The sequence below is a fragment of the Leptothoe sp. LEGE 181152 genome, assembly GCF_032906605.1.
Lineage (GTDB): Bacteria > Cyanobacteriota > Cyanobacteriia > Phormidesmidales > Phormidesmidaceae > Leptothoe > Leptothoe turfae.
This window is the reverse complement of sequence record NZ_JASATU010000024.1, coordinates 11008-35810: the sequence shown is the minus strand read 5'-3', so window position 1 is coordinate 35810 and position 24803 is coordinate 11008. Positions and strand designations below refer to the sequence as shown.

The 24803-nt window shown below is 50.4% G+C and carries 15 protein-coding genes; 9 read left to right on the top strand and 6 right to left on the bottom strand.

Going from position 1 to position 24803, the window contains the following annotated elements:
- Positions 1-31: 31 nt before the first annotated feature.
- The 4 genes from feoB to QGP82_RS14240 form a co-directional block, all read right to left on the bottom strand.
- Positions 32-2350 (bottom strand): Fe(2+) transporter permease subunit FeoB, encoded by a 2319-nt coding sequence (gene feoB / locus QGP82_RS14255; protein WP_499059780.1) that lies wholly within the window; start codon positions 2348-2350, stop codon positions 32-34.
- Positions 2343-3014, bottom strand: coding sequence for a FeoA family protein (locus QGP82_RS14250; protein ID WP_163696495.1), 672 nt, complete (start codon positions 3012-3014; stop codon positions 2343-2345). Before QGP82_RS14250 ends, feoB begins: the two co-directional genes overlap by 8 nt.
- Positions 3015-3549: 535 nt before the next feature.
- The gene (locus QGP82_RS14245; RefSeq protein ID WP_163696493.1) at positions 3550-3789 is read right to left on the bottom strand and encodes a hypothetical protein; all 240 of its coding nucleotides are present in this window, start codon (positions 3787-3789) and stop codon (positions 3550-3552) included.
- 412 nt (positions 3790-4201) lie between these two features.
- The gene (locus tag QGP82_RS14240; RefSeq protein WP_006514548.1) at positions 4202-4441 is read right to left on the bottom strand and encodes a hypothetical protein; all 240 of its coding nucleotides are present in this window, start codon (positions 4439-4441) and stop codon (positions 4202-4204) included.
- 777 nt (positions 4442-5218) lie between these two features.
- Between QGP82_RS14240 and QGP82_RS14235 the strand changes: the two genes are divergently transcribed.
- The 5 genes from QGP82_RS14235 (at position 5219) to QGP82_RS14215 (ending at position 11483) form a co-directional block, all read left to right on the top strand.
- Complete coding sequence (locus QGP82_RS14235) at positions 5219-6265, top strand: FecCD family ABC transporter permease (protein WP_499059777.1); 1047 nt, start codon at positions 5219-5221, stop codon at positions 6263-6265.
- Between the two features lie 2 nt (positions 6266-6267).
- The gene (locus QGP82_RS14230; protein WP_499059775.1) at positions 6268-7095 is read left to right on the top strand and encodes an ABC transporter ATP-binding protein; all 828 of its coding nucleotides are present in this window, start codon (positions 6268-6270) and stop codon (positions 7093-7095) included.
- A 256-nt stretch (positions 7096-7351) separates the two neighbouring features.
- Positions 7352-9559, top strand: coding sequence for a TonB-dependent hemoglobin/transferrin/lactoferrin family receptor (locus QGP82_RS14225; protein WP_499059774.1), 2208 nt, complete (start codon positions 7352-7354; stop codon positions 9557-9559).
- Positions 9560-9638: 79 nt separating this feature from the next.
- Positions 9639-10547 (top strand): ABC transporter substrate-binding protein, encoded by a 909-nt coding sequence (locus QGP82_RS14220; RefSeq protein ID WP_499059772.1) that lies wholly within the window; start codon positions 9639-9641, stop codon positions 10545-10547.
- 213 nt (positions 10548-10760) lie between these two features.
- A complete protein-coding gene (locus QGP82_RS14215; protein WP_499059771.1) occupies positions 10761-11483 on the top strand; it encodes a DUF8692 domain-containing protein in 723 nt (240 codons plus the stop codon).
- 124 nt (positions 11484-11607) lie between these two features.
- Here QGP82_RS14215 and QGP82_RS14210 read toward each other — a convergent pair whose 3' ends face one another.
- Positions 11608-12393, bottom strand: coding sequence for an ABC transporter permease (locus QGP82_RS14210; protein WP_163666224.1), 786 nt, complete (start codon positions 12391-12393; stop codon positions 11608-11610).
- A 395-nt stretch (positions 12394-12788) separates the two neighbouring features.
- Here QGP82_RS14210 and QGP82_RS14205 point away from each other — a divergent pair, with 395 nt between their 5' ends.
- Complete coding sequence (locus tag QGP82_RS14205; RefSeq protein WP_499059769.1) at positions 12789-14747, top strand: FAD-dependent oxidoreductase; 1959 nt, start codon at positions 12789-12791, stop codon at positions 14745-14747.
- Positions 14748-14765: 18 nt separating this feature from the next.
- Positions 14766-15860 (top strand): aromatic ring-hydroxylating dioxygenase subunit alpha, encoded by a 1095-nt coding sequence (locus QGP82_RS14200; RefSeq protein WP_250565704.1) that lies wholly within the window; start codon positions 14766-14768, stop codon positions 15858-15860.
- Positions 15861-15939: 79 nt separating this feature from the next.
- Here the strand turns inward: QGP82_RS14200 and QGP82_RS14195 are convergent, their stop codons facing one another.
- The gene (locus tag QGP82_RS14195) at positions 15940-17031 is read right to left on the bottom strand and encodes a DICT sensory domain-containing protein (RefSeq protein ID WP_163666219.1); all 1092 of its coding nucleotides are present in this window, start codon (positions 17029-17031) and stop codon (positions 15940-15942) included.
- Between the two features lie 469 nt (positions 17032-17500).
- Here QGP82_RS14195 and QGP82_RS14190 point away from each other — a divergent pair, with 469 nt between their 5' ends.
- Positions 17501-18268: a proteasome-type protease gene (locus tag QGP82_RS14190; RefSeq protein WP_163671718.1), complete on the top strand. Its 768-nt coding sequence runs from the start codon at positions 17501-17503 to the stop codon at positions 18266-18268.
- 694 nt (positions 18269-18962) lie between these two features.
- Entirely contained in the window at positions 18963-24803 is a 5841-nt protein-coding gene (locus QGP82_RS14185; RefSeq protein WP_499059767.1) for an RHS repeat-associated core domain-containing protein, read from the top strand.

Here is a 24803-nt window from a genome sequence, read left to right as displayed (position 1 = left end):
TAGATGACTCCATCGCTCCCTCTTCTGTAGTTTACTGACCCTCAAGGGTAAGTCGTCGTCGCCGTTTGGTTCGTGAAGAGAGTCTCATGATGACTATGGTTGCGATCGCAACAACTCCCAATCCCACAATCCAGGCCAACGCACTACGGGGATGCTGGCTAAAGGTCATGACCTGGTAATAGGCTACGGCGGACCAATAGGCTAACCCCGTGGTCCAGAGACCCACAAACGCGGTCCATCCAGCATTGGTTTCCCGATACACAGCTCCCATGGCTGCAACACAAGGGAAGTACATCAACACAAACAACAGGTAAGCAAAAGCGGCCACCCGACCGTCAAACCGCAGCACCATTTGACCAAAGGTGGTGTAGGTCACCTCTTGTTCGTCGGCTGCTGCCTCAAGGCTACTAACATCACCGACCGCCAGACCTAGAGGGTCTAAAAAGGTACCGGAAAGATCAGCCAGGTTGGCGGGAATAGTGGCAAAAGCCTCTCCGATATTCCCCCAGAAATCAAACGATTCAGTTTCAACCTCTATCCCGGAGGCCATGGCCGCATCATTGCCTAGCTGGCCATAGAGAGAATCCAGGGTGCCAACAACCGCCTCTTTGGCAAATACTCCGGTAAAAATACCAACGGTGGCAGGCCAGTTATCCTGGCTAATGCCCATGGGGGCAAAGACTGGTGTGATGCCCTGACTCAGGGAACTGAGCACCGAGTTTTCGCTGTCTTCATTGCCAAAGGAACCATCAACACCAACGGTGTTTAACAGACTCAGCACCATCACCATAATCACGATTACTTTTCCTGCCCGCAGGATAAAGCTTTTGAGTCGTTCCCAGGCTCGCAGTAGCACCCCTTTGAATGTGGGCACATGATAGGTGGGCAGCTCCATCACAAATGGATTGGCCTCTCCCTTCAGCAGGGTGTATTTCATGATCAGCCCAGTGATGATCGCCATGGCCATCCCCACCAGGTACAGCAAAAACACAATATTCTGCCCAGCCCTGGGGAAAAAGGCAGCGGCAAATAGGGCATACACCGGCAGTCGTGCACCGCAGGACATAAACGGATTCATTAAAATAGTGAGGATGCGATCGCGGCGACTCTCCAAGGTGCGCGTGGCCATAATCGCAGGCACATTACAGCCAAATCCCACTAACATGGGCACAAACGATTTACCCGGTAGCCCAACAAATCGCATAAAGCGATCCATCACAAATGCAGCCCGTGCCATGTAGCCGCTGTCTTCTAGAAATGCTAAGCATAAAAACAAACAGCCAATCACTGGGATAAAGGTGGCCACCGTTTGAATGCCCCCTCCCATGCCGTCTGCCAATACAACCTGGACCACTTCCGGCATACCAATAGCGGCTAATAAATGGCCCAGACCGTCAACAAACACGGTGCCAAAGAGAATGTCAAAAAAGTCGATAAAGGCGCTACCAACATTGATAGCCACCATAAACAACAGATACATCACCCCCAGGAAAATAGGGATGCCTAGCCAGCGGTTTAACACCACTTGGTCAATCTTATCGGATGTGGTAACACCAAGATTTTGCGGCTGGCTAACCACATCACCCACTAACCGATGGACATAGCTATAGCGCCCATCGGCCACCACAATATCAATATCTTCGCCTAACACCTGATGGATACGGTGACGATGCTCTGACACCCGCTGTAGAACAGCTGAAGAGATATTCGGCACAGCCGCGTCATCATATTCCAAAAGTTTTAGGACCGACCAACGCCCATGGGACTCTACCATTGGCAGCAGCTCCGTCACCGCCGATTCGATCAAGGACGGGTAAACCACCTGGGACTCAGGCAAGTATGGGGAGGTGAGAAAGGTATCTAAACAACGGCGCAGGTCATCTATGCCCTGTTCTTTAGAGGCCACCATGGGGATTACTGGACAGCCCAACCGCTGTGACAGCAGGGTAGCATTTACCTGGGCACCCTGGTCTGACGCCACATCCGTCATATTTAATGCGACTATCAACGGTAGCCCCATTTCCAAAATTTGTGTTGTCAGATAAAGGTTACGCTCCAGGTTTGAGCTATCTAAAATATTGACGACAACCTGGGCTTGCTCCGAGAGCAAATAGTTACAGGCAATTGTTTCATCGATAGAGTTACCATCATCACTGGTGTCGATGGCGTAAATACCTGGCAGGTCAACCACATTGATGGTCTTCCCACCATATTGATAGCACCCTTCTTTGCGATCTACAGTCACCCCTGGCCAATTACCCACATGCTGGTTGGCTCCAGTTAGGGCGTTAAACAAAGTTGTTTTGCCACAGTTTGGGTTTCCCAATAGGGCAATGGTCAAGTTATCCATGGCATTCCTCCTCCACCTCAATGACTTCGACTTGTAGAACAGCTGCTTCTCCTTTACGCAGGCTCAGATGCATCCCTCGCACATTAATTTCCATGGGGTCTCCCATCGGAGCCTGGCGAACAACCACAAACTGGGCACCCGGTGTTAATCCCATAGACAGGAGCTTGCCGCGATAGGTTTGGCTGCCAGGCTGATAGCCTAGAACACGCCCTGACTGCCCCACCTTTAAATCACTTAACGTTAAACTAGCGATCTCTGACGTCATGTCATTCTCTCCATTAATTGACTGTGTGGGCTGCCGAGATACAGCCCCGTTAGTTGTGTTTGCCGTTGTCACCATGACCCGGTGGGCCATACCAGCCCCCAACCCAATCCGACATCCTTGCAGGGCAACAACTACTGATCCACTGCCTGTTCGACTTGCGACGGTAATTTCCTTTCCTGGCACAATCCCCACCTCTGTTAGGCGACGAACCATCGATTGCCCTCCGTTAAGTTGGGCAATCCACACCCGATCCCCCACCGTAGCCATGGCAAGTGGCAAACGGGAGCCATGACCAGGCTCAGACATCTCGGTGTCTGAAGGAGGCTCTTGCAAATCAGCTGTGCCACCGATATAGGTAACATTCCAGCCGTTATTAGTGTTATGGATACTGTCAGACATCACTCTGCTGGCTGAGGGTAACAATTAAACTGTTTTAACTAACACGAGATTGTCTTATTAGGTCCTAAAGGTCCGTGCCCTTGAAATCTAGTAATGACCACCTTGTTTTGGGGATGATCATTAGCGTTAACAGGCAGGTGCAGCGAACAAAAACGAGAAGCATTCTTAATAAGTAGCAGAGATTTCCTAGGTACTTTTACTACTATGGCATACTTTAACAAACCCTTGCAAAACACTATACTTATGTGACTAGATGTTACTCAGGATGTTGTTTTCCTTAAGATACCAGTGTTTTATAGGGAGCATTGACATGTGCCCTTGTGGTGTATCCTCAATACTTCTCAGGTGATCTGACGGCCAGTCATCTCTTTTGTAAATGTGAATTAATGTCAGCAAATTTGGAATAGTATCTAAAATTAACGGGTCATTTTGGTCAGGGGTTTTACAAAAAAAAGCCCGCATCATGCGGGCCAATGGTTAGCTAAAGCAATAAATGTCTTTAGTGACTGAGCTTAATCAAGAGCTTGTCAACAGCTTAAATAGCGATGGGCACAAACTGATCACACGCCATGACAGGAGAATCTAGCGAACCATTTAGGGCACAATCTGACTTGTCACAGAAATAACAGTTGGCCTGCCGGTAGCTATTGCAAAACTGTACTGGATACTCTGCAGCACCAGCCATAGGACAATTGCGACTTAAACAGGCAGTGCAGTTGGCTTGCCGGGGTGCAGTTTGTGTGGGGGAAACTCTCTCAACAGTTGCATGAGTCATTATTCAATCTCCTTAGCGAAGCTAACGTTAGATAGCTGTTTTGTTGCGTTTGAGCTATCTCCTATACAGTAGCGCCTGCTGCACCATGGCGCAGCAGGCACCGTTAAACAATAGCTAGTAACTAATGGCAACTAGAATTCATCTCTAACCCATTAAAAGGTGACAAAACACTAGTCAACCTCTTTTCGTTCTTACTTTAGGAAAAAAGTAAAAAATATCTTGTTCAACGTTCTTGCAACTAGCATCTGATAACTTGTTACAATTCTTTATGCATGGTCTGTCTCCGCATTGTATTTATGGGGAACAACAGATAATCCTTCACACAAGAAAAGCCCGCATAGTGCGGGCTAATGGTTAGCTAAAGCAATAAATGTCTTTAGTGACTGAGCTTAATCAAGAGCTTGCCAACAGCTTAAATAGCGATGGGCACAAACTGATCACACGCCATGACAGGAGAATCTAGCGAGCCATTTAGGGCACAATCCGACTTGTCACAGAAATAACAGTTGGCCTGCCGATAGCTATTGCAAAACTGTACTGGATACTCTGCAGCACCAGCCATAGGACAATTGCGACTTAAACAGGCAGTGCAGTTGGCTTGCCGGGGTGCAGTTTGTGTGGGTGAAACTCTCTTAACAGTTGCATGAGCCATTATTCAATCTCCTTAGCGAAGCTAACGTTAGATAGCTGTTTTGTTGCGTTTGAGCTATCTCCTACACAGTAGCGCCTGCTGCACCATGGCGCAGCAGGCACCGTTAAACAATAGCTAGTAATTAATGGCAACTAGCCTGAACACCTGAGATGTCCCACTGCGTAGTCTGCTCTTGTTGTTCTAAATTTAGGCAACAAAGAAAACCAATAGGGTTCAACGTTCTTGCAACTAGTAACTGATAACTTTTTGCACTTCTTTACATATAGCCTGTCTCCGCATTCTGTTTCCGCACTGTATTTAGAGGGAACAACCTGTAGCCCATGGAGAGTTGGGCAGCCCTGGCCAGGGTTGACAAGAAAAAGCTGTCTAGTGAGAGGAGAACAAAGACAGCTTAAAGGCATTATTTCTGGCTTACGTTGAGCAGACTTGACATTCCCCCTGAGACGTTCGCATCTAAAAAAAGTGGAGACCACAAGATGACGCAGATGTAGTCTCCCGGACGAATCCCTACTTAATTGACTTTCATTTGCAATTAAGCTCCTGTTTTATCGAGTATATATCAAAATCAAGTTATTGAGAAAGATTCTTTTTAATTTAAAGAAGATAGTAAACGGCCACCTGATAAAGCGTTACTAGTATGGGCTCTGAATGGATATTTTTCTTTATGTAATTAAATATACTTGACATCTATTGTCATTAATAGAATGATTCTTCTAAGTAATTACCCGTATTTATTGCTCATTTTTAATGGGCTTAATTGCAAGTAGTATGGCGGACATGGGTTCAGTTCGTTCGAAAACACATCTAACCAAGGCATGGCCAGTGCCTCATCGGCGACGCTACAAGGTAGTGCTGGTGAGTTTAATGCTGGTCTTAGGGCTGTTGTTAGCGATCGCAATATCCTTATCCTTCGGCTCGGTTGCTCTGACGCAACCAGAGGTGTGGGCCGCCCTCAGCAGAGAAGGTAGCAGCATTAACCAAACCATCGTCTGGGACCTGCGACTGCCCAGGGTGTTGATGGCCATTGTGGTCGGTTCAGCCCTGGGCATGGCTGGCGCATTACTCCAGGGCATGTTGCGCAATGGACTGGCTAGCCCCTTTTTGCTGGGGATCTCCTCTGGTGCTGGGTTAGCCGCTGTGCTGATCGTGGGCCTTAATATCTGGGATATTTGGTTGCCGCTGGGGGCCTGGCTGGGATCGGTGATCGCCATGGCCATTGTGTTTGGTCTGGCTAAAACCAAGGGGGAAATCTCAGTGGAGCGGCTGATTCTGGGGGGTGTTGCCACCAGTACATTATTTGCCGCGTTACAAACCATGCTGCTATTGCTATCTGCGGACGGTCGGGTACAGGCGGCACTGACCTGGTTGACCGGCAGCCTCAATGGTCGTGGCTGGCAGGAGTTAACCATTGTCAGCCCTAGTTTAGTGGTGGGTTTACTGGCGGGGTGCTTGTTGGCACGCCAGGTGAACCTGTTAAGCCTGGGGGATGATTTAGCTGTTGGACTGGGGTCGTCATTGGTGCGATCGCGACTGCTCATTGGCGCAGTTGCCACCCTACTCACCGCAGGAGCCGTCAGCATTGCCGGGTTAGTGGGCTTTGTTGGTTTGCTCGTGCCCCACGGTGTCCGACTGTTGGTGGGTAACGATTACCGACTGGTGTTGCCCTTTTCCGCCATTGGGGGTGCCCTGGTGCTTTGCAGCGCCGATTTGCTAGCCCGCCTAGGCCCCATTGAACTGCCGGTGGGTATTGTCACCTCCATTATGGGAGCCCCTGTATTTATGTGGCTGCTGTATCGTCGTAGTGGATCGATTACGAGGGGTTAGCCATGGTTTTAGAGGCACAGGGTCTACAGGGCGGCTATGGCAACAAAGCAATTGTTGAACAGGTAAATTTAACCCTGCATCAGGGCGAATGGCTTAGTATCCTGGGGGCCAACGGTTCTGGTAAATCCACCCTGCTGCGATTGTTTGGTCGCATTCTCTCCCCTCAACAGGGCTCTATTTTGCTCAGCGGTCACGATATTCAAAATCTGTCGCCCACGGCAGTGGCTCGCAAGCTGGCCTTATTGCCCCAACAGCAGATTTTGCCAGCGGGTCTCAGCGTCTATCAGCTGGTGAGTCTGGGCCGCTCTCCCCATCAACCCTGGTGGCAGTGGGATCTCACCAGCCGTGACCATCAACACATCGACCAGGCCCTGATTTGGACTGACATGGACCAGTATCGCCACGAGCCCGTTGCCAATTTGTCTGGCGGTCAACGACAGCGAGCCTTTTTAGCCCTGGCCCTGGCCCAGCAACCCAGGGTATTGCTGCTGGATGAACCCACCACCTATTTAGATATCCACTATCAGCTACAGCTTTTAGAGTTACTCAAGCAGCTCAATCAACAAGAACAGCTAGCCATCATCACCGTATTACACGACATTAATCTGGCGGCTCGCTACAGCGATCGGCTGGCCTTTATGCGCCAGGGCAAGCTATGGGCCATTGGCTCAGTCCATGACACCCTCACCCCCGACATTGTGACCCAGGCATTTGATGTGGATGTGGCCATTTTAGACACCCCCGTCGGCCCACAGATTTGTCCCCTGGCAGCAACCTCTCACACCCCACCCAGCAAAACCACCGAACTAGCCTCAAACGCCATTAATTAAGGTCAACCAGGCTCACGGTCTTTGCTTCTCGGTTTATTGCTTAGCTTTTCAATCAATTCCTTCTTCTGAAATGAACCCTATGCGCTTATTGAGATTTTTTCTTTTTAATATCCCTTTTTTTGTCATTCTAATAGCTCTCAATAGCACTGCTCAAGCTAGTAATAGATGTGACTATTTAGCCACCTCAGAAAACGCTGAATCTTTTTGTAGACAAGCAGTTAAGTCCTCATTTGCAATCACATCAGAGGCGATATTTATGGCTCAGGGAGAATCGTCTGAGGAATCAGAAGAATCGGAAGAACTTATCGATAATGATGATGATGGTCTGCTGCGCATTACCGTCACAGGCACCCGTACCCCCCGCACGATTCAGGCAGCGCCTGCCACGGTCACAGTGATTGACGCCGATGATGTCAATCGTCGCCTGATTCGCGATATTTCTGACCTGATTCGTTATGAGCCTGGGGTATCAGTTGGCAACAATCTCCAGTTTGGCCTCCAGGACTTTAATATTCGCGGTATCGATGGCAATCGCATTCTCATTCAGGTGGATGATATTCGACTGCCATCGGCCTTCCAATTTGGGGATGCCGTCACCGTTGGCCAGGGATTTAATTTAGGCCGAGATTATTTTGATACAGAAATTCTCCGCACGGCTGAAATTCTGCGGGGGCCAGCCTCCACCCTATATGGCAGTGATGCGTTAGGTGGAACAGTCAGCTATTTTACCCTGGATCCCACCGAGCTGATTGAAGCCGTCGGTCGTGACTCAGCTGCCACGGCTTCAACCAATTTTGATAGCCGTAACACTGGATTTACCAGCACGTTTGTGCAGATCAATCGCTTTGACAATATTGACACGCTGTTAGCCTATTCTCGCCGTGATGGTTCTGAAGCTGAAAACCTGGGTGATGACCAAGATAGCCAACGCAACAGCCTACTGGGCAAACTGGTTTATAACCTGGATGAAAGCAGCGCCGTCGACTTTACGGTGGAGGTGTTTGATAACGACGTCGACACCACCACATCGGATGAAAATTTGCCTTTGATTACAGGTACAACCACACGATTTGAGGAAGAGGTCGATACGAATCGCACCCGGTTAAGTTTGGCCTATAACTATGACAATGCCGAAAGTGATGCGTTCTTAGATTTTGCGCGGGCGCGCCTTTACTTTCAAGACTCTCGCACCCAAGAAGAGAACGAGCGGGAGCTGTTGGGATTTGACTTTAGAACATTTCAGCGATTTCCAACATTGCGCGTGAGTGAAAACCGCTTTGTGGATCAGGTGTTTGGCGGTGATGTGCAACTGCGCAGTGATTTTGACTGGGGAAAGACCGACCACCGTCTAACCTACGGTGTGGATATTTCTAACACCTTTAATGCCCGTCCCCGGGAGCGCGTTCAAACCAACCTGATTACGGGGGATACCACCCAAAATGCTATTCCTGACGATTTTCCCACCCGGGACTATCCCAACTCAGATACCTTCAGGGTGGGAGTTTATCTCCAGGATGAAATTGAGTTTGGCGATGGCACCTTTAGCGTTATTCCCGGCCTACGTTATGACTATTACGACCTGAACATTTCCATTGATGAAGACTTTGAGCGCAATGGGGCAACGGCAACGGACTTTAGCGATAGTTCATTCTCTCCCACCCTGGCCCTGGTCTATCAGCCAACGGATACCCTTAGCTTTTACGGTCGCTATGCGCGCGGTTTTCGGGCACCGCAGTATGACGAGATCAACAGCGGTTTTACCAATCAAATATTTGGCTACCGTACGGAGCCCAACCCTGACCTGGAGGCAGAGACCAGCAACAGTTTTGAAGTGGGCATGCGGGGAAATTTTTCGAAATTTAACGTTAGCTTGGCCGGTTTCTATAATCGGTACAACGACTTTATTGACAACCAGTTGGTGGATACCGAATTTAGCGGCGGTCGCCCCCTATTGGTCTTTCAAAACGTCAACATTGATGATGTAGAGACCTATGGTGTAGAAGCAAAAGCAGAGTATCAATTTACCCCAGGTCAGGGAGGATTTAGTTTACTCGGAGCCCTATCCTGGACTGAGGGCAACAATCTTACCTCTGATGAACCGCTATCTACTGTAGACCCGATTGAGGCCGTCTTAGGATTGCGCTATAGCTCGCCCAATCAGCGCTGGGGTGCAGAATTGGTCAGTACCTTTGTGGGTGAAGCCAGGGGGGAAGGGTTTGAACCCGAGGCCGACCAGGATCCCTTCGTCCCCGATGCTTACTCAGTGTTTGATCTGATTGGCTATTATCAAATCAATCCTAATCTGACCTTTAATTTAGGATTGTTCAATTTATTTGACACGGACTACGAGCGCTATTCTGACGTGCGCTTTTTAGATAGCAATGACAGTTTATTTAATTTAAGGCGGGCTCGTTTTGAGCAGCCAGGGTTAAACCTTCAGGCTGGTGTGACCTGGCAGTTTTGAGCCAGGGTAGCAATGTACCAGGTATCTGGGCATGCTGCCTGAGGCAACAATCATTCATTGGTGTATTAGGAGAAGAGACATGAGCGAAAAAACTATGGGACAGCGGTGGAGACGATGGGGGGTGTTTGCGATCGCCCCCATCCCCATGGGTCTTGCCTCCTGCGGCCCCAGCGCTTCCCCCCCATCCAACACCCCAGCCCCCGAGACCACCGCCTCTCCTGAAACCACCGCCCCAACAATCCCAACAATTGTTGCCCTCACCTCCATCAGTGCCGACATTGTCCATAGCTTAGCCGCCGATAGCCTGGTGGGCATTCCCGGTAGTCCGTTGCTCAGTAACGATCCCCGTTTTGAAGGATTAACCACCGTGAGCAGCGGTCGCACCGAGCCCGACCTGGAAAAAATTGTGGCATTAAAACCCGACCTGGTGATTGGCGCTACCGGATTCCATGACCGAACCCTGGAGCGGCTTACGGATCTAGACATCAATGTGTTATCCGTCGACATTAAAGGGTGGGATAGCCTTAAAGCAATGACCCAGGGCTTAGCCACCCAGCTGAATGCAGATCCTACAGCGCTGCTGGAACGCTACGATGCTTGCCTGGCCAAGGCTGATGATAGCGGACCCACAGCCATTGTGCTCGCCAGTCGAGAACCGTTGTTATCCCCCAACAGTGAAAGCTGGGCTGGGGACTTTCTACAACAGTTTAATGTTCAGAATCTGACCGCTGACTTGCCTGGTCAAAGCGAATTTCAGGGCTACATTACCCTATCCCCAGAGAAGATCTTAGAACTGAACCCACAGCAGCTATTGTTTATTGATGCTGGCGGCGGACTTGACAAAGAGATTGCCCAACTGAAAACCGATCCATTCTGGAGTCAGCTAACAGCGGTGCAGTCAGATCAGGTATACCCCTTTAATTACCACGGCTTGATTAATCCAGGCAGCGTTCAAAGCATTGAACAGGTATGCGACAGCTTGGGTTAACGCTCTAGTTAAACGCTCTAGTTATAAGTATTAAGCTCTGACAGCTTGGGTTACCTAAATCTAACCACACCGATTGTTAACCTCACATTAAACTGGTTAACCTTGCGTTAAACTAATCTTTACCAAAGCAGACAAACGCAGCGGCTATGTGATCTTGCTTCACTGTTTGCTGCCGTTTGTCAGTGCTGACAGATGTAGGAGCGCAAGCTTAACGTGAAACTTTCTGTATCCTCGATCACGTCCGACTTGTCTAAGGACAAATCCCATACTGGGTGGCTGTTAAAAATTCTCTTAACAATCAACACCCTGGTGGTCGTGCTGGCGGTATGGACCGGTATCAATAAAGGCAATGTACGCGCTTATTTTAATGAGGAGAGTTTTATTACCTCCCTATCAACCGCGTATCTGATAGCCATTGCCCTCCTATCCATGGGGGTGTATATCAGACGCTCTAGAAAAAATTGGAGTTGGCGTTCCCCTGCCTTCGTGTGGTTGATCATCGCTATGGGGTTTGTCTTTTTGGCCGCCGATGAGCATATGGAGATTCACGAACGGTTCGATATCTGGCTCCACGGTATTTTAGGTATCGAGGAAAATGCGATTACCGACCGCATTGATGATGTCATTGTCGGTTTATACGGTATGGCTGCCGCTGGCTTAGTCTATCGCTATCGTGCTGAGATGAAACGCTACAGAAATGTGCTGCCGCTGTTGCTGACTGGTTTTGCCTTTCTTTTCGCGATGGTCTTTTTAGATCTGTTAACCAATCGACCCGATATTCTAGCTTTCCTACTGGGTATGGATATGGGCCTGATTATGCAAACTGCGCTTGGGGTCCTTGAAGAATTTTGTAAACTGACCGCATGCACCGTATTTGTAGGCAGCCTGTATCAGGCGTTTAGAACTGCAAAATCCATAGCCCTTGATCCAGCCTAGGTGTCAGTCATACATAAAGACCTGTCTAATAACAATTCCCGCAAATTCAGCCATGGACTCCCAGCGTCACATGCTTTGACACCAAAGACTGCCATCATTCAAAACTCAAAACTGGCACCAGTGCTTATAGCTGACGCTCAAGGTTTAACATCCGCCGATAGGCCAGCCAGCCAGCCACCACCATCGCCAGGGCAAAAATGCTAAGGAAGGCAATGTGTTCGTTTGCCGGTTCTGCAGCCATGACCAGCGTGAGGGCTTCCGTCATGTGAAAAATTGGATTAAACCGTGCTAGCTGTAAAAGGGAGTCGGGAAAAATCGAGGTGGGCATAAAGGCTCCACCCATAATCAGTAACGGTACACCAAATGCAGCCACTAGGGCGTTGACATCTTCAGTGCGGCGAGCAAACTGGGTGCCAAGGATAAAGCCCACCCCCACATAGGCCAGAATGCTCAGCAGGATAATCAGCATCGCCAGGGGCCAGGAACCGGGAAAGGTGGCCCCCAGGGTAAGTGCGATCGCAAACACCAACAACGCCTGGCCTACACCAATGGCACTGTGGGCCAAAACAATTCCCAAGAAATAAGACACTCCCCGCAATGGCGATAAAAACAGCCGTTTGAGGGTATTTTGCTCGCGCTCAGCAACAACGGTCGCAACACTTCCCCCCAGGCAACTAAAAAACAGAGCAGCCCCCACTAGGGTAGGTGGAGCAACGACCTCCAACGCATCAGCCAAATCCAACTGAGCCCGTTCTGTCGTAATGACCCCATTTAGCAATAACAACAATGTGGGGAAAATAGCCCAGAAAATCAGGCTGCGTCGCCGTCGCACCAGCTCTAACAAAATTCGCTGCGCGACCGCCAGAATTTCCTGCCAATATCGGGTAATTTGAGCCATCAGATAGGCCATAAATGGTTCACCGCTGTAGTGCTTTATGGTTTAAGATTTGTACCGAAAATGATTTATATCAGGTTTGGGTAGGGTTTCGCTAGATCTGTAAGCTTAGCCAACAGTCTGTAGTTGATATTCCGAAACGCAGCAATGCCAACAGTAGTTTTATAGGTATTTATTTAAAGGCTGATTACCATGCTCACCTGTCAATAGACTAAATGCACTCATCAGACTAAATGCACTCATCAGACTAAATGCACTCATCGGCAATCCATAGGAGCTGATGTATCCGTAGCTGTTTAGGGACTCTATCACCAAAAATCGGCTAATCCAGTTTGTGATTCAGCTCTTTTAACAAATTTTCCCTCTAATACTAGTCTTCCATAACCAATTACCGAGTATTTCCCTTTTTAATGAATCCATTCCCTGAGACCTGGCAAACCCCTGATATTTCACGACGGAGTGCACTTAAATTATTAGGCGTTGGAGCCGTTGGCGGCACCCTAGGCTACACCCGTTTTGCCAAACCTCAACCGACGCTACATCAAGTTGACCGCCTCGATTTACCTCAAACGGTGGGGCGCGCCACAAAAGCTATTATTGTCGGTGGCGGCTTAGCGGGTTTAGCCACTGCCTATGAGCTGAGTAAGCGCGGCATGGCCGTCACCCTGCTAGAGCGTTCTCCCCAACTCGGGGGTAAAATTGCCAGCTGGCCGATCCAAGTTGGCGATCATGAACTCCGTATGGAACACGGGTTTCATGGCTTCTTTCCCCAGTATTACAATCTGTTTAGCCTGGTGGATGAGCTCAAGGCCCAGGACAACTTTCAGTCGCTCAACTTTTACGCCGTCCTCTATAAAAATGGCTACAAGCCTGAGGCGTTTTACCCCAGTAATGCCGCTTTTCCCTGGAACATTGTGGACCTGGCGGTTTCCTCAGAAAACCGGCTGAAATGGGGTATCAACCTCACCAAGCTCAAACATTTGGAAGTCTTTCGGGAGATTACTAGCTTTCGGATGCCCCAAACCTATGAGCGCCTGGACCATCTGTCGGTGGAGGAGTGGGGCCAGGGACAGTTTCCTAAAGGTTTATACGACCTCTATTTCCTACCTTTTGCTAAGTCTAGCCTGAATTCACCGGATGTGCTCAGTGCCGGGGAGCTGATGCAGTTTTTCCACTTCTACTTTTTTGGCAACCCCGAGGGTTTGGCCTTTAATGGCACCTGTGAGGACATGGGTCGTTGCCTAGTGGATCCATTGAGTCATGCCATTGAAACCAATGGTGGTCAAATCCTCACCGGGATAACGGTTAGCCAGATTAATTGGGCCGATGGCAAAATCGCTAGCGTCGATTACCAAAAAGGAAACATCGCGGTGAATCCGGTACCCTTTTGGTGCGATCGCAACCCTCTCCTCAGCACCGATACCACCGAATATTTTGGCGCAGGCGACCGACTCTTTGTTGTCGACGCCAACAGCGATCAGGCCATATCGCTCACCTGTACCCACCAAGGCTGTAGTGTCCACAAAGAAGTTGCGGCCAACGGCGATGGCTTTGTGTGTCCCTGCCACGGTGCCACCTATGCTGGTGACGGTCAGGTAATGAGCGGTCCGGCCCAAGAGAATTTAGCCCAGTTTAAGGTACTCAAACGAGAGAACAATCGCATTCAACTGATGGCCGCTAACCCCGTCAAAAATGCGGAGGGTCTGGCCGACAGTTTGGAGGCCGACTACTTTATTTTTGCCGCCGATATTCCCGGCATCAAAAATCTCTTTGCCCTCTCCCAGGGAGAGCCCAATTCCACGGTGATGGCTCAGATTAGTCAGCTACAGGTGGCCGATCCGTTTGCGGTAGGGCGTTTCTGGCTAGATCGTGACTTTGAATGGGAGCACAGCTGGTTTACCTCTCTTTCTGGCTATGATCTGACCGATAGCATCACCCTTTACCATAAGGTACAAGGAGACTACATCCAATGGGCGGCAGAGACCGGCGGCAGCGTTGTAGAACTGCATGCCTATTGCTACAAAGAGAAAGAGTTTCCCACACAGCAAGCTTTATTAGACACCTTTAAGAGAGAACTTTGGGAGATTGTTCCAGACTTAGAAGGAGCCAATATTTTGCACCAGGAGCTGGTCAACCAAAAGAACTTTGCCGGGTTCCCACCGGGCAGCTATCCCAACCGTCCCAGCAGTGCCACGGCTGTTCCCAACCTCCTGTTTGCTGGCGACTGGGTTAAAATGCCATTTCCCTGCGGTTTAATGGAACGAGCCGTCAGCAGTGGCTTACTCGCCGCCAATGAAGTATTACATAGGGAAGGCAGTGCTCGCCGTCCGCTCATGTCGGTCAATCCCGAAGGTGTATTTAAGGTATAAATCAGGCTCCTATTACCCATGGACTCTCTCTCCTCCCCCGCTTCCTTGATCTCTCCGGCTGTCTCTACGCCATCTCCCCCGCCCATCGACTCTATTCGCCGCGCCCCCATTAACCTCAACCATTGGTATGTGGTGGCCCAAAGCAGTGAACTCACTGATCAGCCCTTGGGAGTGGTGCTATGGCATCAGCCCATAGTGCTGTATCGAGATCGCAACCAGGTGATCCACGCGTTAGAAGACCGCTGCCCCCATCGGCAGGTACGTCTGAGCCACGGTCAGGTCCAGGGCAATCAGCTGGAGTGCGTTTACCATGGCTGGCAGTTTAATGGCGCAGGGGCCTGTGTGGAGGTGCCCTACTTAAGCGCTAAACAAAAGCTGCCCAGCTGTCGTCTACGCACCTACCCAGTCAAAGAACAGGATGGCTTTATCTGGCTATTTCCAGGGGACGCAGATCAGGCAGACACCTTAGCCCCCATGGGATTACCTGAATGGGATCACATTAATTACATTGCCTCCTATACCACCATCGACACCCCGTCCCATTTCTCATTTCTCATCGAGAATCTGATGGATATGTACCATGGACGACTGCATGATAATTTACAGGCCTGGGCAAATCCAGTACTGCGTGACATTGAAACCAGCCCAACTCGGGTAGACGCCCATTACGACGCCGAGAGTTATTACAAGATCGACAAGATTTATTCTGTCGGCCAGCTGTTTATCCCAGCCATGCGCAAGCTACGCCCTACCCATCTGGATGTTAGCTATGTCTATCCCCACTGGCAATCGGTTCTAGGTAACGATTTTAAGATTTACTGTCTCTTTTGCCCGGTGAGTGAAACCCAAACCAAGGCGTATCTGGTGCATTTTGTTTCCCTAGGAGCCTTTCATCGGTTACATAAACTACCCATGGGCTTTCGTCGCTTTGTTAAAAATAGTCTGTTTAATGCAGCCCGTGGCCTACTGGCTGGTCTGGTGGTGCAGGATGTCCTCATGATGGAAGATGAGCAACGCGCCTTTGAGGCCATGCCCCATCGCAAAGGTCCAGAGTTTAACCAGACGATTGTTAAGGTACAACAGCTGATTGATTATCAGGCCCAACAATCGTAGGAACCAAGCTCGAATAAGGTGTCCATGTCCTGAAGGACGAATGTCGGTGCGCCCCTACATAGGATTCTGTTTAAGACTGCTACATGGTTTCCTGTTGCTGTTGCTGCTGAGATTTTAGTTTTGACTGGACATGCCGGACAAACTGTCTGATGCCGATAGCCATAAATCGGCCTGCTGTTTCTAGCATATCCAAATCTTCTTCATCCCACATATTAGGTGTCGGATGTCCCAGGGCAACCACACCACTTTGTTTATGGTGATGAATTGGAGCCGCAATTAAACACTTGGCCGTGGGTAGCTGTGAGTCAAACCGTTGGCTGTGGCTAATATCTTGATAACGAACGGGACGGCTTTCTCGAATGGACTTGCCACAGATGCCATCGGTAAGATGTACTCCCCAGCCTTTACCCATGGCCTCTCCAGCTGCAACAACAACTTTATAGCTATCGTTATCCACCTGGAATGCGATCGCAACCCCCGTCGCTCCAAAAACCTCCAGCAACACCTTGGCCGATTCTTCTAGAAACGGCATCAACCGTTGCGCAGAGATCGCCGAAAGAGCCTGCAACGTTTGCAACCGCGACCACCGTCGTTGGCTAAGCTCATTAATGCCCTCTATCTGATTTACCATACTGCTGTTCATTTCAGAAATATGGAAATTTTGCCGGGCATAGTCTCGATCACGGATCGGCTGGTACGGTTGCTCCATCATCTGGGAAGTCAGCAAAGCCACACGCTCCACCACCTCCACATCGTAGGACCAGACCGCATCAAAGCGCCGGCTCTTGGTCACCGGATCTTGCCCATCCACCTCACGGGCCACCAGGGTGGCCCAAAAAGTAGGCGTATTTACCAATAAAAACCATTCCTGAGCTAACGATGAAGCTGGGGCCAATTCAAGAAATTCTAGACCTGAAATTGCAGGGGGCTCACAGTCTGGAATGCCAAAAACATAAACTCGACGACAAACGGCCCCTAAGCGGCTATAGCGACGTAATTGCTCGGGAAAATGAGAAAACCGCTGAAACCCTGCAAAAAAATCAGCCGTAATCTGATGGTTAATTACCTGATCTTCAATCTGATGACTAATCAGATTCATAACCGGAATGCTATTTACTCGTCGCAGCGATTCATACTGATTTTCGATGGAGAGAAATAAAGAAATGCCCATGTGTAATACGCCCTAACTGGCATTCCATAACAGAACAACAACGTTGCTATTCCCATGGAAGCCAGATCCCGAAATAACGCTAAATTAAGCAACCACATCAATAAGCATTGATGAGAGTCAATGCTTATTGATGTGGTTGCTTTTACTAATTAAACTATAGAAATCAAGCGATGTTGGAGCGTGCACATTATCTCGTTACGTATCGAAATAGAATGTCCGGCATTCCGGCAGATCTCTCAATATAGACGCCTATTTTCACCATTAATTTACCCCTTCTGCTCCATGCTTGCTGTCCCATGGGGAAACTGCCCCAGCCAACAACCCAGTATTCTTAACACCAGACAGAATGCCAGAAGGTTGGGTTTAATACCATCATGATATCTTGACAAGGCATCAGATTTTACAAACGACCTGGTGTGTGCATATCTGTATTCAGTGCAGCTGCTAAATGAAAGAGGAGTCGATATCAGTGACCTATTGTTTAGGCATATCCGTCAAAGAAGGATTAGTATTAGCAGCTGATTCTCGCACCAATGCTGGTGTGGATTATATTTCGTCTTACCAAAAGTTGTTTGACTTCTCGATTCCGCGAGAGCGGGTGATTGTGGCCTGTGTGTCTGGCAATTTGTCGGTTACCCAGGCGGTGATTCATCAGTTGGGTCAGGATATTAAAAACGGGGCCAAGGACTCGCTACATACTATCCCCACCATGTATGAGGTGGCCCGCTACATTGGGTATGAAATTCGTAAAATTCAAGATGAGGATCGCACCTGGCTAGATCAGGATGGCATCAAGTTTCAGTGTAATTTTTTGGTGGGCGGGCAGTTGCCAGGGGAAGCACCGGAGATCTATCTGGTCTATAGCCAGGGTAACTGTATTAAAACCACACCGGAAACGCCGTTTTTGCAGATTGGGGAGACAAAATATGGTAAGCCGATTTTGGATCGAGCGTTAACCCATGGGTCGTCGTTGGATGCGATCGCAAAATGCGCCCTTCTTTCCATTGATTCCACCATGCGCTCCAATATTTCCGTCGGTCCGCCCATCAACATGGTTCTGTACGAAGCCGACAGCTTTGAAATACGTCATCGGGTCCAGCTCCAGTCCAGCGACCCCTATTTAGCGAAGATTCGCAAATATTGGGAAGGCACCCTGCGGGAAGCCACCAATAATATGCCCACCCCCGAATGGAATCGCGTTTCCATCGATGCCGAGCCCGACTTTTCCATTGAATAACCTAAAAACTAAGCCCGGCCATAACGCGATCAATGGAGATTGTAACAACAATAGATAACTACAGTGATACATTGTCGAGTAGTTGTACTATAATTTCAACATACGCAATTACTACATTGTTCACCGTTTCCCTGTTTATCTCCTCAGCTCTGACCAGGGGGGATAAAGAACCGTTTTTACACGCACTTTTTTGCACGCACTTTAAAGAGAAAAATGCTTAATAACGTTGGTCTTGCAGATCGGCTAACTTCGATTAGTTTTTGCAGGCGTCTTGCTGTAATTAGGGATAGGTGTTTACCAAAACGCTATTAGACAAGGAATGATATTTTGGGGATACTAGTATCCCCAAAATATCCCCATGGATGCTCCTTTGTTACCCTGACGACAACTCCTCAATTTCCTCACTGGAGCTGTTGTTGTCAGCACATTATTTCCTGGAACCTTATCCGTTAGTTAATTAAAACGGGTACAGGTGGAACTAGCATGTGAATACATCAAACTCTCCAATTGGAGAGAACACGAGCCGCGTACAGGGTAAACGCCTGGGTGGGCTATTTTTTGCAAGTTCCCTAAAACAACTGAACAGGTAATAGAGGATCGCAATGTAAATAACCGATTCCATTCGGTTATGGAAAATGGCGGGGACACGTCAACAACTACGATTTTTTATACCTCATAATTAGGAAGTTATCTCATGGTGGATCATAGCTATGATCAGTCTTCTCTATTGGAGACTAGTCATCTAGAAGGCAGTCACCTCAACTTGGCAACATCTGAATCCCCATTGGGTCCGGTGTTGCCAAGATCTTCCCAGTCAGCAGGCGCGATTGCAGTAGACGCACCGCCACCCATTGATCTTGCACCAGCACCCTTGCTTGGTGAGGAGAGCGCTGTTCTGTCTGAAGTCTCTTTAGACGCTGAAACTCACACAGCCCATGGCAGTACAGTGCAGCAAGACAGTCTGACGGGATTGAGAGAAGACAGCGATCCACTCGTGAGTGCATTTATCGGCATCGGTTGCATCTTTCGAGTGCCAGATTTAACAATCGCCCCCGAAGCAGAGCTGCGTAGTAATCCGGATGGGACAGTCACGGTGAGCTGGGCCGTAACCAACAACCGCACGAGAACTCAATGTGCCGATGTGGCGGCCAACAGTTTTTTCAATCGGTTTTGGCTCTCTTCTGATCCAACTTTAGATGTTACAACAGACACTGCAATCCCCGTGGTTGGCGGTCCGAATATTGACGACACTTACTACACCAATCAGCAGGCAATTGCCGCAGGCGCAACCTCTGCTTTCCGTGAAGAAACATTGGTGCTGAGTGGCGATCAACAGTATTTAATACTGTCTGTCAATCAGCCGCAAAATATTGGGGAATCAGACTATAACAACAATATTTTTGTGTTTGATTTACAGGGGTTGGAGCAACCCATAGGGGCTACACCGCTGGGTGATACCAGCTTTAACCAAAGCAATAACTGTGCTGCTGAATTTGATGTCGACGTCAATTCCAGAGTTGAGATGCACTCTGGGGCATTGACAGAGACCCACACCCTGACGGCCTATCAATCCCAGGGCCGAGCCCGAGCCCTTACCCTGCACTATGACTCTACCGCCGCTGACGTTCGCCCCATTGTGCATTTTGCCTATGAGAACGTGCAAGATGCGCCGGGGACACAGTTGATGATTGCAAAAATGAGTATCCAGGCCGGAGATACAACCATCGCTCTGCCAGGGTACACGGGCGATCAGTTTGGCTTAACCGGTGGAGAGAACTTTTGGAGTGTGCCAGATCAAGACAATGCGGTGGTTCAGGGAGCTCTCCAGGCCGATTTGCGAAATCAGGCTTCGGGGGTCTACACCTATCAGGTTGAGCGAGACATTCAAACCTTTGACCCGGCGGGCACCTTTGACCCTCTGCGGCACACCACCACAGGCACCTTTACGGTGGTGAACCGAGCGGGCAGTCCTTTCGGCAATGGCTGGAGCCTGGGGGATTGGCAGGAAATTGTGGTCAATGCCGACAATTCAGTGCTGCTAATTGATGGAGACGGTACCCACCAGATTTTTCAGGCCCCGACTGAGGTCGGGGGCGTCTACGGGTCTCCTGCGGGCGACTATTCACGGCTGGAGCGGCTTGCTGATGGTACGTTTCGTCGCACCCTAAAAGATCAAACGGTGACAACCTTTAACGCGCGCAATCAGCTGGCGACCGTGCAAGATCGCAATGGCAATACCCTCACCTACCTCTATGACACCGAGGGCAAGCTCACCACCATGCGCGATGCGGTGGGGCTAGAAACAACATTTACCTATACCGAGGGTCGGGTCACGACCATTACCGACCCCGCCGGTCGACAAACCCAGCTAGCCTACGACCCCGCTGGCAACCTGCAAAGCATCACCGACCCCGATGCCGCCGTTCGTACCTGGGAGTATGACAACAACTTCCGCATGACCGCAGAGGTCGATCAGCGGGGCCATCGAGAAACAACCGAGTACGATGGCTTTGGTCGTGTTGACCGCTCGATACGCCGGGACGGCAGCGTCATCGACATTGACCCAATTCAGGTGAAGGGGCTGTATCTACCCAGTCAAACGATCGATCCCACCACCGCGCCGCTGGCATTTACCCCCACGGCCACAGAAATTATTACGCCCACCGCTACCCAGACGGATGGTCGGGGAAATGTGGAGGTCTTTACCCTAAACAAGGCCGGTAATCTGCTGAATCAGACCGACGCGGTGGGTAACGTGCTCACCCTTGAGCGTGACTGTAGCTGTGGCCGGGTATCTGCCATGGTGGATGGCACGGGCGATCGCACCACCATTACCTACGATGACCAGGGCAACCCTAACCAGATTGTCGATAGTCTTTCTGGGGCCGCTGGCCGCCAGCAGGTCTTTGATTCCCAGTTTAATCAGCTGATTCAAGCCACCGATGAACTGGGCCGCCAGACCCTGCATGAGCTGGATGCCACGGGCAATATTATCGAAATTCGTCAGGTGGTGGGCGAAGTGGGCGGCGCGGACGACCGGGTCACCAGTCTGACCTACCTGGGTGACGGGCTGGTGGATACGGTGACGGACGCCCTGGGGCGGATTACCAATTTTGACTATGACGCACGCGGTCTGGTCACCACGATTACCACGGCCCAGGGCACCGCAGACGAGGCGGTTGAGCGCTATGAGTATGACAGTGCTGGCAACCAGAGCGCCTTTATCGATGCGCGGGGCAATCGCACCACCTTTGAGTACGACGGGCGCAATCGCCTGATTGAAATGGTGGAGGCTGACCCCGATGGCGATGGACCGTTGACCACCACGAGTACCCAGTACTTCTACGATGCCGCTGGCAACCGGGTGCGGCGGGTAGATGGGCGGGGCCATGAAACGCTCTATGCCTATGACACGATGAATCGCCTGGAGCGCATCACCGAGGCCGACCCCGATGGGGCCGGGCCGCTGACATCACCGATTACCAACTTTGGTTACGATGCCGACGGCAATCTGACAACGCTCACCGACGCACGGGGCAATGTCACCACCTATGCCTACGATGCCCGCAATCGCCAGACACAGGTGACCGAGGCCGACCCCGACGGCACCGGGCCGCTGACTGCACCCGTGACGCAGTACGCCTATGACCTGGACAACAACCTGACCGCACTGACCAACGCACGGGGTGTGACGACCCAGTTTGAGTACGACGCCCGCGATCGCCTGATTCGCACCACCTCCGCCGACCCCGACGGGGCTGGAGCGCTGCCCGCCCTGGTGACCGACTACCAATACAATGCGGTCGATTTGCTAACCCAGCTGACCCGCCCTGGCAGCCGGACAACGGCCTACCAGTATGACGAACTAAACCGCCTGGTGGAGGTGACGGAGCCAGATCCCGATGGGGCCGGGGCACTGACGGCACCGGTGACCCAGTTTGGCTACGACCTACTGGGCAACCAGACCCAGATGACTGATGCCCTGGGGCGGGTGACCAATTTTGGGTACGACGCTCGCAACCGGCTGACCCAGATCACCGCTCCTGATCCCGATGGGGCTGGGCCGTTGGCTGCTCCGGTTACTGGCTATACCTACGACGCGGCCAATAACCAAACGGCGTTCATCGATCCCCTGGGGCGCACTACCACGTTTCAGTACGATGGGCGTAATCGCCTGATTCAAACCACGAACCCTGACCCCGATGGCGCGGGGGCACAAATCGCGCCGCTGACCCGCTACAGCTATGACGCGGTGAGCAACTTGACCGCCACCAGCGATGCCCTGGGCCAAACGACGCAGTATCAGTACGATGCGCTCAATCGCCAGATTGCCATCATTGACCCGTTGGGGCAGGCCACACAGTATGGCTACGATGCGGTGGATAATCTGGTGTCGGTGACGGATCCGCTGACCAACCAGACGACCTATGCCTATGACGGGCTGAACCGGCTGATCCAGGATACTAACGCTCTAGGCTTTAGCCGCAGCTATGGCTATGACGCGATGGATAACCTGACTCAGATGAGCGATCGCAACGGGCAAACGCGACAGTTTACCTACGACAACCTCGACCGTCGCACCAGTGAGCAATGGCTGAGTGCGACAGATGCCGTGCAGCGTACCTTTGACTACGGCTTTGACGAGCTAGGGCGACTGACCCAGGTGCAAGATACCGATGCGCTTACCGACACGGTGTTGAGCAGTAACACCTATAGCTTTGACGCGCTCGACCGGCTCACCTCAGAAAGCATCACCACGGCACCGACAGTGCCCCAGGTGGTATTTGGCTACACCTATGATGCGGTCGATAACCTGACCCAGACCACCGATACAATTGCCGGTACCCTCAGCGGTACAACGGATTATACCTACGATGCCCTGGACCGCATGACCCAGGTGCAGCAGGGGGGCACAGCGGTGCAGTCTAAGCGGGTCGAGATGGGCTACAACGTTGCCAGTGAGTTGACTTCCCTGGCGCGGTTTGCAGGGGCCGATGGCAATACCCCCGTTGCCAGCACTAACTACAGCTATGACGGTAGCGGACGGCTGAGTCAGCTCACCCATGCCACAGATGCTGCCACCATTGCCGACTATCAGCTCAGCTATGACGCCGCCAATCGCCTGACCACCCTGATCTCGCCAGACGGGACGGCCACCTACACCTATGATGACCGGGACCAGTTGACCGGGGCAGACTATACGGCCCAGGACAATGAAGCTTATACCTATGATGCCAACGGTAACCGCACCAATGCGGGGTATCAGACGGGGACCAATAATCAGCTCACCACTGATGGCATCTTTAATTACGAGTATGACAATGAGGGTAATCGCATTCGGCGGACTCGCATTAGTGATGGCACGGTAACCACCTATGAGTGGGATCATCGTCAGCGGCTAGTGGCGGTAAGCGAGGGTGATGGTGCTACGGTGACTCAGCGGGTCACTTATACCTACGATGCCTGGGACCGTCGCCTCAGCCAGAGCGTTGACTCGGATGGGGATGGCCCCGCTGCTGCGACCACAGAGCACTTTATCTATGATGGCGACCACATTGCCCTGGTCTTTGATGAGACGGGCAATCAAACCCATCGTTATTTGCATGGGCCTAATGTGGACCAGATCCTGGCGGAAGAGACGGCAGATGGAGCGGTTCATTGGGCGTTAACTGACCATCAGGGCAGTGTCCGCGATGTGATCGACAACAGTGGCAACAGTCTCAATCGCATTGTCTATGACAGTTTTGGGCAGGTGACGAGTGAGACGAATCCCGATTTTGACTTCCGCTTTGGCTACACCGGCAGGGAACGGGATGAAGCAACCGGGTTGATGTACTATCGGGCGCGCTACTACGACCCGACGGTGGGACGCTTTATCTCGGAAGACCCGCTGGGCTTTGATGCAGGCGATGCGAATTTTTATCGTTATGTCTTCAATAGTCCGACGAACTTTACTGATCCAAGTGGTCTTGAGACTTTGATTTATCACCATAAAAGTTTTCCAGGGCATCTTGCCATTGATGTTGATGGAACCGTTTTTACATATGGGCGATATAGACCGCAGCCTAGCCTTGAGTCGCGTGGAATCATTGGAGACGGACTTTTGTACATGATCCCAAGAGAGCAGTACTTGATACCAAATAATACATTCAGAAATGAAGATGTTTCTATTGAAAGGTGGAGTTTGGAATATACAGAGCAGGAAGAGGAGCAGATTAAGTCATTTTTTAGAGAACTTTTTCATGCAGGCACAGCAGTTACTTCAGTTGAACTAAACAACACTAATTATGCAGGGGTTAAAATCGATAGATATCATTTGTTAGATAATAATTGTGTTTCCATTACATTAGATTCATTACCCGATGGGGAAATTCGGGGCATTTTGCAAAACTATCTCTTTAATGTTCCCTACACGACAAGTCCTTCGATACCAACTCCAACAGCCATACTTTCTCCAGCTAATATCGCAAATGCATTAGATCAAGCTACAAACTCATCAGATTCAGTTATCAAACTTTCAACCTTACATCCCTAA